The organism is Rhodocista pekingensis, assembly GCF_042665545.1.
Lineage (GTDB): Bacteria > Pseudomonadota > Alphaproteobacteria > Azospirillales > Azospirillaceae > Rhodocista > Rhodocista pekingensis.
In genome coordinates, this window is sequence record NZ_JBHTCM010000007.1 from 187,438 (window position 1) to 199,590 (window position 12,153).

Sequence of the window (12,153 nt, forward strand, 5' to 3'; positions counted from 1 at the left end):
CCTCCCTAGGCGAGCGCCAGTTTCACCAGCAGCGACCGGGCGGCGACCTGCTCGCCCGGCCGGGCGCGCACCTCCTCCACGGTCCCGTCGGCGGGCGCCTTCAGTTCGAGCTGCATCTTCATCGCCTCCAGGACCAGCAGCTTCTGGCCCTTGGCGACGGCCTGTCCCGGTTCGACCGCGACCTCCACCACCGTGCCCGGCATGGGGGCGGTGACGCGGTCCCCGCCGGCCCCGGCGCCGCGGCCGGCGGTCTTCGTCAGCGGCGCCTCCTCGAAGGCGAAGGTGGCGCCGTCCAGGTCCAGCAGCAGGCACTGGCCGTCGCGCGTCGCCGGGATGGCGCGGCGGATACCGTCCAGCACCACCGACGCGACCCCGTCCGCCATGCCCAGCACGCGCACGGCATGCACCGAATCGCCCAGCGACACCGACATCCCGTCCCCGCCGGGGACGATCTCCACCAGTTCCTCCCCGCCGGGCCAGGCCAGCCGCAGGCGGAAGACGGCGCCGCCGTGGCTGTGCCAGGGCTCCGGCCCGTCCGCGTCGGCCAGCATCACGGCGGCCAGGGCGCGGGCGGCGGGGGCCGGCTGCGGCGGCGCCAGCGCCATCCCGGCCAGCATGCCGGTGGTGGCGCGGCCCTCCGCGAAGTCGGGATGCGCCAGAATCTGGCGCAGGAAGCTGCGGTTGGTGGTGACGCCGTGCAGCACCGTGCGGTCCAGCGCCCGCAGCAGCCGCCGGCGCGCCTCCTCGCGGTCGCGGCCGTGGGCGATCAGCTTCGCCAGCATCGGGTCGTAGAAGGACGTGACCTCGCCCCCCACGGCGATGCCGTGATCGACCCGGACGCCCTCGTCGGCGGGCGGTCGCCAGGAACGCACCGTGCCCGTCTGCGGCAGGAAGCCGTGGTAGGGGTCCTCGGCGTAGAGGCGCACCTCGATGGCGTGGCCGTTCAGCCCGATCCGGTCCTGGGTCGTGGGCAGCGGCTCCCCGGCCGCGACCCGGAGCTGCCATTCCACCAGATCGAAGCCGGTGACCATCTCCGTCACCGGATGCTCGACCTGGAGGCGGGTGTTCATCTCCATGAAGTAGAAGCCGCCGTCCCGGTCCAGCAGGAACTCCACCGTTCCCGCTCCGACATAGTCCACGGCGCGGGCCGCCTTCACGGCCGCCTCGCCCATGGCGGCGCGGATTTCCGGCGTCACGGCGGGGGAGGGGGCCTCCTCCACCACCTTCTGGTGGCGGCGCTGCACCGAGCAGTCGCGCTCGCCCAGATGCACCAGGGTGCCGAATCGGTCCCCGAACACCTGGATCTCGACATGCCGCGGCTCGATCAGCGCCCGCTCCAGAATCAGCTCGCCGTCGCCGAAGCTGCTCTGCGCCTCGGCGCGGGCGCGGGCGATCTGGCCGGGCAGGTCAGCCGCGTCGGTGACCAGCCGCAGGCCGCGCCCGCCGCCGCCGGCCGACGCCTTGACCATCAGCGGCAGGCCGACCCGCTCCGCCTCCCGCAGCAGCGTCTCCTCGTCCTGGGCGGCGCCGGAATAGCCGGGCAGCACCGGCACGCCGGCGGCGGCCACCCGCTCCTTCGCCAGCCGTTTCGAGCCCATCGCCCGGATCGCCTCCGGCGAGGGACCGACGAAGACCAGACCGGCGTCCCGGCAGGCCTGGGCGAAATCGGCATTCTCCGACAGGAAGCCGTAGCCGGGATGCACGGCGTCGGCGCCGGTCCTGCGCGCGGCGTCGATCAGCCGCGGGATGGACAGGTAGGACTGGCCGACCGGCGCCGGCCCGATCTCCACCGCCAGATCGGCCAGCCGCACATGGCGGGCATCGGCATCGGCGGCGGAATGGACGGCCACGGTCTCGTAGCCCAGGCGGCGGGCCGTGGCGATCACCCGGCAGGCGATCTCGCCCCGGTTGGCGATCAGAAGCCGCGTGAAACGGGTCATCCCTGGTCCCCTCCGGCCACCGCCCAGGGGGCGGGCTTCTTCATCAGGAAGGCGGGCAGGCCCTTCTGCCCCTCGCCCAGCACGGCGTCGGCGAAACTGCGGGCGGCGCGGTCCAGCAGCGCCGGCAGGTCGCCCCGCTCCACCTCCAGCAGCAGCCGTTTCGTCGCGGCGACCGCACCGGGGGCGGACAGGCGGACCCCGTCCAGCACCTCGGCCAGCCGGGACTCCAGCGTGTCGGCGTCCTCGACATGGTGCAGCAGCCCCAGCGCCTGGGCCTCCGCCGCCTTCAGCTTTCCGCCGGTCAGCGCCAGCCGGCGCGCCTGCGGCAGGCCGATGCGGCGGACGACGAAGGGGGCGATCTGCGCCGGCACCACGCCCAGGCGCACCTCCGGCATGCCGAAGCTGGCATCGTCCCGGGCGATGGCGACGTCGGAGACGCAGGCGAGGCCGAAGCCGCCGCCCATGGCCGCCCCCTCGATCACCGCGACCAGCACCTGCGGCACGGCCTCCGCCGCCTGGAGCATGCTGCCGAAGGCGCGGTTCATCGCGGCCAGGGAAGCGGCAGGGTCGTTACCGTCCTGTTCCCCGCCCCCCATGTCGCGCAGGTCGCCGCCGGCGCAGAAGGTGCCGCCGGCCCCGCGCAGCACGATGGCGCGCAGGCCGGTGTCGGCGGCGGCCGCCTCGAACACGGCCAGCAGCTCGGCGACCATGGCGCCGGACATGGCGTTGCGGCTCTCCGGCCGGTTCAGGGTCACGTCCAGGCGCCAGCCGTGGCGGCGCACCAGCAGGGTCTGGAACTCGTCGGGCATGCTCATGTCCGTCACCCCCGTGCCACGCCGAAGCTGTTGGGCCGCAGCGTCCGCGCCGCGGCGTCGGCCGTGGTGGCGAGGCACCAGGCCAGGACCTGCCGCGAGTCGCGCGGGTCGATGATGCCGTCGTCCCAGAGCCGGGCGCTGCCGAACAGCGCCGTCGTCTCCGGCTCCATCTTCTTCACCATCTTGGCCTTCATCACGTCGAGCACGGCCTTGTCCGGCTCCGCCCCCGACCGGCGCATCTTCTCCTCCATGATGATCGCCATCACGGTGGCGGCCTGTTCCGGCCCCATCACGCTGGTGCGGGCGTTCGGCCAGGCGAAGATGAAGCGGGGGTCGTAGCTGCGCCCGCACATGCCGTAGTTGCCGGCCCCGAAGCTGCCCCCGATCAGGAAGGTGAAGTGCGGCACGGTCGAGTTGGCGACGGCCTGGATCATCTTCGAGCCGTGCTTGACGATGCCGCCGCGCTCGGCCTCCGTCCCGACCATGTAGCCGGTGGTGTTCTGGAGGAAGCAGATCGGCGTGCCCGACTGGTTGCAGAGCTGGATGAACTGCGCCGCCTTGACCGATCCGGCCGGATCGATCGGCCCGTTGTTGCCGATGAAGCCGCAGGGCCAGCCCTCCACGGCGCCGATGCCGCAGACGGTGGCGGCGCCGTACTCCGCCTTGAAGTCCAGGAAGTCGCTGTCGTCCAGCAGCCGCGCCAGCACCTCGCGCACGTCGTAGGGCCGGCGGTAGTCCACCGGCACGGCCCCGGCCAGCCCGTCCGGGCTGTAGCGGGGCGGCCGCGGCCGGCGGGGCGGGGCGACGCTCTGCGGCTGCCAGCCGATCTTGTCCATCACCTCGCGGGCGATCTGGATGCCGTGCCAGTCGTCCTCCGCCACGAACTCGGCCGTGCCGGCGATGCCGGCATGCATCTCGGCACCGCCCAGCTCCTCGTCCGTGGCGATCTCGCCGGTGGCCGCGCGCAGCAGCGGCGGCCCGGCCAGGAAGATCTTCGCCTTGCCGCGGACGACGACGACATAGTCGGACAGCCCCGGCAGGTAGGCGCCGCCGGCCGTGCTGGAGCCGTGGACGACGGTCACCTGCGGGACGCCGGCGGCCGACAGCCGCGCCTGGTTGGCGAAGGTGCGGCCGCCCTCCACGAACATCTCCGACTGGTAGGTCAGGTTGGCGCCCGCACTCTCCGCCAGCGTCACCAGCGGCAGGCGGTTGGCCAGGGCCAGCTCCTGCACCCGCAGGCTCTTGCGCATGCCCATGGGGCTGATGGCGCCGCCCTTGATGGCGCTGTTCGACGCCGCGACCATGCAGCGCCGGCCGGCGACATAGCCGATGCCGGCGATGATGTTGCCGCCGGCCACCTCGTCCTTGCCGTCGTCGTCGTGCATCCCGGTGCCGGCGAAGGGGCACAGCTCCAGGAAGGGGGAGCCCCGGTCGAGCAGCGCCGCCACGCGGTCGTGCGGCAGCATCTGCCCGCGCTTGGCGAACTTCTCCTTCTGCCGTTCGGAGTTGCGGCGGATGCGGGCCTCGATGTCGCGGATCTCCGACACCAGGGCCAGCATCTCCTCCCGGTTCCGGGCGTATTCCCCGCTGCCGGGGTCGATGCTGCTCTCCAGGACGGGCATCACTCGGCCGCCTTCTGCTCCGGCGCGTCCGTGCCGAAGCGGACCTTCGGCAGCGTGCCCATGTACTTGCAGATGATGGAGAGCATCACCTCGTCCGCGCCGCCGCCGATCGAGGTCAGGCGGCTGTCGCGGAAGTAGCGGGTGATCGGCATCTCGTTCATGTAGCCCATGCCGCCGTAATATTGCAGGCAGCCGTCGGCCACCTCGCGCAGCAGCCGGCCGGACTTCAGCTTGGCCATGGAGGCCAGCATGGTCGCGTCCTTGCCGTTGATGAAGGTCTCCACCGCCCGGTAGGTCAGGGCGCGCAGGGCCTCCACCTCGGCCTTCAGCTCGGCCAGCCGGAAATGGATGTACTGGTTGTCGATCAGCGGCTTGCCGAAGGCGATGCGGTTGCGCGTGTAGGCGACGACATCGTCGATCATGATGTCCATGCTGCGCAGCGAGCCGGCCGCCCCCCACATCCGCTCCTCCTGGAACTGGAGCATCTGGTAGGTGAAGCCCATGCCCTCCTCGCCGATCAGATAGCGGCGCGGCACCCGCACGTCCTCGAAATGGATCTGCGCCGTGTCGGAGCAGCGCATCCCCAGCTTGTCCAGCTTGCGCGTGACGGTGACGCCCTTGGTCTTCATGGGCAGCACGATCAGCGACTTGTTCTTGTGCGGGGCGCCGTCGGAGGTGTTGGCCAGCAGGCACATCACGTCGGCCTGGGTGCCGGACGTTGTCCACATCTTGCCGCCGTTGATGACGTAGTCGTCGCCGTCCTTGCGGGCGGTGGTCTTGACGCTGGCCACGTCGGAGCCGGCGCCCGGCTCCGACACGCCCAGGCACCAGACCTGATCGCCCGCGATCATCGGCGGCAGGAACTCCCGGCGCAGCTCGTCCGAGCCGAAGCGGGCGAGCGCCGGGGTCGCCATGTCGGTATGCACGCCGATCGCCATGGGCACGCCGCCGGCGCGGCAGGTGCCGTAGGCTTCCGCCGCCACCGCGGCGTAGGAGAAGTCCAGGCCCAGCCCGCCGTACTCGGTCGGCTTGGTGATGCCCAGCAGCCCGGCGTCGCCCAGCTTCTTGAAGACCTCGTGGGCGGGGAAGATGCCTTCCTCCTCCCACTGGTCCACATAGGGGTTCAGCTCCGTCGCCACGAACTTCTCGACGGTGCGGGACAGTTCCTTGTGCTCCTGGGTGAACAGCATGGCTTCCTCTCGGGACGGCTGTCTCTGATGGGGCTGGGCCGGACGCCGGCAGGCCGTCAGGGGACGGGCCGGGTCGGGCGACAGGGGTCGGTCAGGCGGGGCTGCGGCCCGGATCGCTTCCAGGGCGGTCGCTTCCGGGCAGGGTGCCGCCGGCGGAGCCGCCGGCTCCCTGGTCACGCAGGCGCAGCTCGCGTTTCAGGATCTTGCCGACGGGGGACTTCGGCAGCTCGGGCACGATCTCGATCTGCTTCGGCACCTTGTAGCCGGTCAGCGTCTCGCGGCAGTGCCGGCGCAGATCGTCCACCGTCAGGGCGGGGTCGCGGGCGACGACGAAGACCTTCACCGTCTCCCCCGTCTGGCCGTCGGGGATGCCGATGGCCGCGCACTCGGTGACGCCCGGATGCTCGGTGATGACGGCCTCGATCTCCGACGGGTAGACGTTGAAGCCGCTGACCAGGATCATGTCCTTGCGGCGGTCCACGATGCGCAGCGTGCCGTCGGGATCGCGCACCACCACGTCGCCGGTGTGCAGCCAGCCGTCGCGCAGGGCGCCCGCCGTCTCCGCCGGCTGCTGCCAGTAGCCCTGCATCACCTGCGGCCCGCGCAGGATCAGCTCGCCCGGTTCCCCGTCCGGCACGTCGTTGCCCTGAAGGTCCACGATGCGGGACTCCAGGTTCGGCAGGATGCGGCCGATGGTGCCGGTATGGTCGCGCCCGTCCAGCGGCGTGCAGGAGGCAAGGCCGCACTCCGTCATGCCGTACAGCTCGTAGATCGGCTGGCCGAACGTCTCCATCCAGCGCTTCTGCGTCGCCGGGGCCAGCGGTGCCGCACCGCTGAGACAGAGCTTCAGGCTGTCCTTCGCCGCGGCGACGAACCAGGGTTCGTTCAGCAGGTTGGCGAACAGGGTCGGCACGCCGGGCAGGTAGGTGGGACGGAACGCCTCCACCGCCGCCTTCAGGTTCGTCAGCGGACGTGGGTTCGGGATCAGGATGACGTGCCCGCCCAGGTCAGCCGCCTGCAACAGCATGCCGATGCCGAAGATATGGTAGAAGGGCAGGATCAGCAGGGTCCGCATCGGGTTGTCGATCCAGGGGTCGTTCAGCGTCTCCTGGATCTGCGTCAGGCTGGCCAGCAGCCCCCGATGCGTCGTCATCACGCCCTTCGACCGGCCGGTGGTGCCGCCGGTGAACCAGCAGGTCACCATGTCGTCCGGCCCGATCCCGTGGGCGTAGGCGGCGATGCCCTCCTTGCCCAGGCGCTGCGCGTGCGCGTCGCCCGCCGTCAGCACCTGCCGCAGCGGGATGTGCGGCACCGGGAAGGCCGGGACCAGCCGCTTGACGTGGCGGGCGACCAGATTGATCAGCATCGCCTTGGCCGGCGGGAAGAAGTCCGACACCGACAGCCGGACCACGGGCATCGCCCCGGTCTTCGCCAGCACCCCCGGCAGCTTGCCCGCCAGCGCGTCCAGCACGAACAGCGCCCGCGCGCCCGACGCGCTCAACTGCGTCGCCATCTCCCGCTCGGTGTAGAGCGGGTTGACGGCGGTGGGAACCAGGCCGGCCTTCATCACGCCGGTACAGACCACCGGAAAGGCCAGGCTGTTGGGCGCCTGGATGGCGACCATGCTGCCCGGCGGCAGCTTCAGCTCCTCCCGCAGCCACGCCGCCACCGCGTCCGACCAGCGGTCGAGGTCGCCCCAGGTGAGCGACGCCGTCATGCCGTTCGGCAGGGCGCAGGTCAGGCCGATCTTCGCCGCGTGGCGCGGCAGGCAGGTCCGGAAGAACTCCGGGATCGTTCGGTAGCCGGGCGACGGCGTGTCGGCCGGCCCGGCCTGCTGCGGCCGCTGTAGTGCATCCATGGACGCTGCCTCCCGATGTCGCGTCCCGGCCGGCCCGGCCGGGGTGCCGCGGCTTGGTCCGGGGTCCGGCCTGCCGTCGGTCATGCTTCATTTGCAATCAGCCTGGATTGTTTATCCGGCCCTGTCAACAGCCCCCGGCGGGGGTGGTCCCGCTGCCCGCAGGGCGGGCGCGCTTGACCCGTCGGCACGGATTCCAAGGCCTGGGCACCACCTCCCCGGTTCTGCCTTCCGCTCCCGACAGGCGGCAGAAACCATCACGGCGTATTGTTTTTCGCCCAAGGGCGACGCACACTGCCGGCAGTGGGAGCGGAAGGGTGGCGGCAGCATGCCGGACGAGGCGGCGGGACCCGCGCGGCGGGGGCGGGCGGAGAAGAGACAGGGAGCCGGGCCGGAAGCTGGACCGGGGCAGGGGGCGGGGACGCCCGCGCCGGCCGCGCTGGCCGCTCCGGTGCGCCGCCGGCAGCAGGAGCGCAGCGCCGAGGCCCGCCGCCGCCTGTGCGAGGCGACCATCGACTGTCTGGCGACCCACGGCTATGCCGGCACCACCACCCAGCGGGTGGCGGAAATGGCGGGCCTGTCGCGCGGGGCCATGCAGCATCATTACGGCTCGAAGCTGGATCTGGTGACGGCGGCGGCGGAGTACCTGCTGGACGGGGCGCTGGCCCGGACCATCGAGACGGTCCACCGGCTGAAGCCGGGCGGGGACGACCGCTTCCGAACCCTGGTCCACCAGCTCTGGCGCCGTCTGGTGGCGAGCCCGCGCTATGACGCGGTGCTGGAGGTGTTCGTCGCCGTGCGCAGCGATGCCGATCTGCGGGCGCGCATCGACACGGTGCTGCGGCGGCTGTCGCTGAGTCTCGCGGAGGCGATGGGCACCCTGTTCCGGCCCCGGCCGGGGGTGGAGGCCGATCCGGCGCTGCTGGTCGGCATGACCTTCACCCTGCTGCGGGGCCTGAGCCTGGAGGCGGGCATCTACCGCGATCCGGTCCTGGTCGAGCGGGTGCTGGACAGTTGGGCGACCATGCTGGCCGACCGGCTGCGCTTCGCCGACGAGACGGAGGGGACCGCGGACCCCATGCCTCTGCGGCGGGCCGGGCGGGGCTGAGGAGAGCCCCCGGAGGATGTCCGCGGGCCGCGTCCCCCCATGGTCCGGCGGCGACATTCCGGCGACATTCCCCCGGCGATGCGCTGTGCAGGGGAGGCATGATGCATCGAACCCTTGGAAAATCGGGACGGACAGGTTATTTGATCGCGCGCCGGGACGCTGACCGCACTTGACGGGCAGCCTTCCGGTTTTTTTCGTGCGGGCTTAGTCGGGCGTTACGCCCTCGTCTCGCACGGTTTCCATCGAGATCGAGACGACGCCGGACGGAGCCCCTATGCCCCGCACTACTCCCCTCTCCGACATCCGTAACATCGGCATCATCGCCCATGTGGATGCCGGCAAGACGACGACGACCGAGCGCATCCTGTACTACACGGGGCGCAAGCACACGATCATCGACGTCCACGATACCAAGGATCTGAAGACGTCGACCACGACGGACTACATGGAGCAGGAGCAGAAGCGCGGCATCACCATCCAGTCCGCCGCGGTCTCCTGCTTCTGGAACGGGAAGAAGATCAATCTGATCGACACCCCAGGCCACGTCGATTTCACGATCGAGGTGAACCGCTCCCTGCGCGTGCTGGACGGTGCCGTGGTCGTGTTCGACGGCGTGGCGGGCGTGGAGCCGCAGACCGAGACGAACTGGCGCCTCGCGGACAACTACAAGGTTCCGCGCATGTGCTACGTCAACAAGATGGACCGCTCCGGCGCCAACTTCCGGCGGACCGTGCAGATGGTGCGCGACCGCCTGGGCGCCCGGCCCGTCTGCATCCAGATGCCGATCGGCTCCGAGGACAACTTCTTCGGCCATATCGATCTCGTGACGATGCAGGCCCGCGTCTGGTTCTCCGACGAGAAGGACTCGAAGTGGGAAGAGTGGCCGATCACCGACGATCTGGCCGACAAGCTGAAGATCTCCAACGCCTACGACCGTGAGCTGCTGGGCCAGATCTCCCAGTACCGCACCGAGCTGGTCGATTCCTGCCTGGAGCTGGACGACGCGGCGATGGAGGCCTACCTCGAGTCCGGGGAAGAGCCGTCCGTCGATACGCTGCGCGCCTGCATCCGCAAGGCGACCATCACCGGCGCCTTCGTCCCGGTCCTGTGCGGCTCGTCCTACAAGAACAAGGGCGTGCCCCAGCTTCTCGACGCCGTGGTCTGGTATCTGCCGGCCCCGACGGACGTCGAGAACATCAAGACCGTGGACATGGACGGCAACCCGGTCGGCGAGCGCAAGTCGTCGGACGACGAGCCGTTCTCCGCACTGGCGTTCAAGGTGCTGAACGACAAGTACGGGTCGCTGACCTTCGCCCGCGTCTATTCGGGCGTGGTGCAGAAGGGCGTCTCGCTGCTGAACAGCACCCGCGGCAAGCGTGAGCGCGTCGGCCGTATCGTCGAGATGTTCGCCAAGGACACCAACGACCTGGAAGAGGCCCGCGCGGGTGACATCGTCGCCTTCGTCTCCCTCCAGGAGACGGACACCGGCGACACGCTGTGCGATGCCAACGCCCCGGTCGTGCTGGAGCGCATGCGCTTCCCGGACCCGGTCATCAGCGTCTCGGTCGAGCCGAAGAACCGCACCGACCAGGACAAGTTCTCCGTCGCGCTGGGCAAGATGGTCCGCGCCGATCCGTCGCTCCGCCTGGAGACCGACATGGAGACCGGCCAGACCATCCTGCGCGGCATGGGCGAGCTGCACCTGGAAGTGACGCTCGACCGTCTGCGCACGGAGTTCGGCGTGGAGGGTGTCATGGGTCGGCCGCAGGTGGCCTACCGTGAGACCATCACCCGCCCGGTCTCGCACGTCTACACCCACAAGAAGCAGACGGGCGGCGCCGGCCAGTTCGCCGAGGTCAAGATCGAGTTCGAGCCGCAGGAGCGCGGCGCGGGCTACAAGTTCGTCGACCAGGTCGTCGGCGGCACGGTGCCGCGCGAGTACATCCCCTCCGTCGACAAGGGCCTCCAGGTCCAGAAAGAGGACGGTGTCCTGGCCGGCTACCCGACCGTGGACTTCAAGGCGACGCTGGTGGACGGCAAGTACCACGACGTCGACTCCAACGCCCTGACCTTCGAAATCGCCGCCAAGGCCTGCTTCCGCGAGGCCATCAAGCTGGCCGGCCCGGTCCTGCTGGAGCCGGTGATGAAGGTCGAGGTGGTGGTCCCCGAGGAGTATCTCGGCGACGTGATCGGCGACGTGAACCGCCGCCGCGGCACCATCCTGGGTCAGCTCGAGCGTGGCGCGAACATCGCGGTCGAGGCCCATGTGCCGCTGTCGGAGATGTTCGGCTACATCGGCCATCTGCGCGGCATGACGTCCGGCCGCGGTTCCTTCAGCATGGAGTTCTCGCACTACGAGCCCGTGCCGAAGAACGTCGCGGACGAGGTCATCGCCAAGCAGGGCAAGGCCGCCTGAGCGGTTTCCCGCGTGGGCTGACCCCGGTCAGCCGATGATCCTAGGAACGGCCGTGCCCCCACCGGGGCGCGGCCGTTTCCTTTTGCGCTGCCGGTCAGGAGGGACCCCGGGCGTGGGGCCGGGTGCCGCAGGGCCGGGCCGTGCGACCCTGAGGCGGGCGAGGGCCGGTAACGGCCCGCGGCATCCCCGCCCGGCATCTGCCGGGGTCGGCAGGCTCTGGACCGGCCAGAGCCCCGGTGCCGTGCCTCTCCGGGCTGCCGGTGCTGGCCAGGTGCCCGCCGCGCCCGAGGCCGTCCCGGTGGCGCTCCGTCCGGAGACACGGAGGCGGTGGCCTCTTTACAGAGAGAGAGGCCGTGGCGCTGCGCGCGGGCAAGGGGGCATGAGCAGGGGGCGTTGACAGGCAGGCGCGGGCAGGCAGGCTCAGACGGGGCCGCTGTCTGAGCCCCTGTCCGATCCCGTGGGAACCGGCTCAGGGCGGGCCGTTCCGGGCGGCAGCAGAAAAATGACAGGGGGATGAAGAAAAGCCTGGACAGGGGGTGTCGGCTCCCATATAAGCCGCCTCCCCAGCGCGATGCGCCGGGGCGATCCGCGAAACACCAAGTAACGGATCGAGGTTCTTGAACAAAGTACACACCCCTCTTGCTGCCGGAACCTGCTGGCGCTAATCGAGGTCTGGTCTGGTGGAGTAAATTCCACCACCCCGACTTGGTAAGCGGTAAATCTGGTTTCGGTTTCGCAGTTGCAGCGATCCTCTGGATCGCCGGCCGCGAAAGACTTCTTGGTCGCAGCAAAAAGGGACTTGACGCCGGACGGCGTCAGGTTTAAACAAATGGAACGTCGGGCGGTTCGAGCCTGACGCTCCTTCCGGAAATGGGAAGCGCGCAGCGACCGCCCTCCGCGGTGGTCGGAAGCGTCTTCACCGCTCCGGTTCGGGCTGGGGTTCTCCGGTCCGGTTCTTGGACAACAGAATACGGTTTCGAGAAGGAATGCGTGGGCGGCGGTGCTGTCCGGCCCGACCGGGTCGCAACAGACCGATCGCATCACGGTTCCGGTGCTCTACGCAAGCCAGACCAACTGGTCTGATTGTTCGGGATCTTGGATCGTGTGCGATACGGTCCTCGATTGGTCCGCCCTCGGGCGGATCAAATCAAACCTGAGAGTTTGATCCTGGCTCAGAACGAACGCTGGCGGCAGGCCTAACACATGC

At 70.2% G+C, this 12,153-nt stretch carries 7 protein-coding genes; 2 read left to right on the plus strand and 5 right to left on the minus strand.

Annotated elements, in window-relative coordinates; all coding sequences use genetic code 11:
- Positions 1–5: 5 nt before the first annotated feature.
- From ACFQPS_RS07020 to ACFQPS_RS07040, 5 genes are all read right to left on the minus strand, one after another.
- Positions 6–1,940 carry an acetyl/propionyl/methylcrotonyl-CoA carboxylase subunit alpha gene (locus ACFQPS_RS07020; protein ID WP_377357657.1) on the minus strand — a complete coding sequence of 645 codons (1,935 nt, stop codon included), beginning with the start codon at positions 1,938–1,940 and terminating at the stop codon, positions 6–8.
- A complete protein-coding gene (locus ACFQPS_RS07025) occupies positions 1,937–2,755 on the minus strand; it encodes an enoyl-CoA hydratase/isomerase family protein (RefSeq protein WP_377357659.1) in 819 nt (272 codons plus the stop codon). Before ACFQPS_RS07025 ends, ACFQPS_RS07020 begins: the two co-directional genes overlap by 4 nt.
- A gap of 5 nt (positions 2,756–2,760) precedes the next feature.
- Complete coding sequence (locus ACFQPS_RS07030) at positions 2,761–4,377, minus strand: acyl-CoA carboxylase subunit beta (RefSeq protein WP_377357661.1); 1,617 nt, start codon at positions 4,375–4,377, stop codon at positions 2,761–2,763.
- Positions 4,377–5,567: an acyl-CoA dehydrogenase family protein gene (locus ACFQPS_RS07035; RefSeq protein WP_377357662.1), complete on the minus strand. Its 1,191-nt coding sequence runs from the start codon at positions 5,565–5,567 to the stop codon at positions 4,377–4,379. The genes ACFQPS_RS07030 and ACFQPS_RS07035 overlap by 1 nt, the downstream gene beginning before the upstream one ends.
- 91 nt (positions 5,568–5,658) lie before the next feature.
- On the minus strand, positions 5,659–7,425 hold the full coding sequence (locus tag ACFQPS_RS07040) for an AMP-binding protein (RefSeq protein ID WP_377357664.1): 1,767 nt from the start codon (positions 7,423–7,425) through the stop codon (positions 5,659–5,661).
- 325 nt (positions 7,426–7,750) lie between these two features.
- Between ACFQPS_RS07040 and ACFQPS_RS07045 the strand changes: the two genes are divergently transcribed.
- Entirely contained in the window at positions 7,751–8,530 is a 780-nt protein-coding gene (locus tag ACFQPS_RS07045) for a TetR/AcrR family transcriptional regulator (RefSeq protein WP_377357667.1), read from the plus strand.
- Positions 8,531–8,804: 274 nt separating this feature from the next.
- Positions 8,805–10,946: an elongation factor G gene (gene fusA / locus ACFQPS_RS07050; protein WP_377357668.1), complete on the plus strand. Its 2,142-nt coding sequence runs from the start codon at positions 8,805–8,807 to the stop codon at positions 10,944–10,946.
- Positions 10,947–12,153 lie beyond the last annotated feature (1,207 nt).

Excerpts from the sequence above, each read along its gene's own strand:
- ACFQPS_RS07020 (WP_377357657.1), bottom strand. The coding sequence starts at position 1,940 with ATGACCCGTTTCACGCGGCTTCTGATCGCCAACCGGGGCGAGATCGCC.
- ACFQPS_RS07025 (WP_377357659.1), bottom strand. The coding sequence starts at position 2,755 with ATGAGCATGCCCGACGAGTTCCAGACCCTGCTGGTGCGCCGCCACGGC.
- ACFQPS_RS07030 (WP_377357661.1), bottom strand. The coding sequence starts at position 4,377 with ATGCCCGTCCTGGAGAGCAGCATCGACCCCGGCAGCGGGGAATACGCC.
- ACFQPS_RS07040 (WP_377357664.1), bottom strand. The coding sequence starts at position 7,425 with ATGGATGCACTACAGCGGCCGCAGCAGGCCGGGCCGGCCGACACGCCG.
- ACFQPS_RS07035 (WP_377357662.1), bottom strand. The coding sequence starts at position 5,567 with ATGCTGTTCACCCAGGAGCACAAGGAACTGTCCCGCACCGTCGAGAAG.
- ACFQPS_RS07045 (WP_377357667.1), top strand. The coding sequence starts at position 7,751 with ATGCCGGACGAGGCGGCGGGACCCGCGCGGCGGGGGCGGGCGGAGAAG.
- fusA (WP_377357668.1), top strand. The coding sequence starts at position 8,805 with ATGCCCCGCACTACTCCCCTCTCCGACATCCGTAACATCGGCATCATC.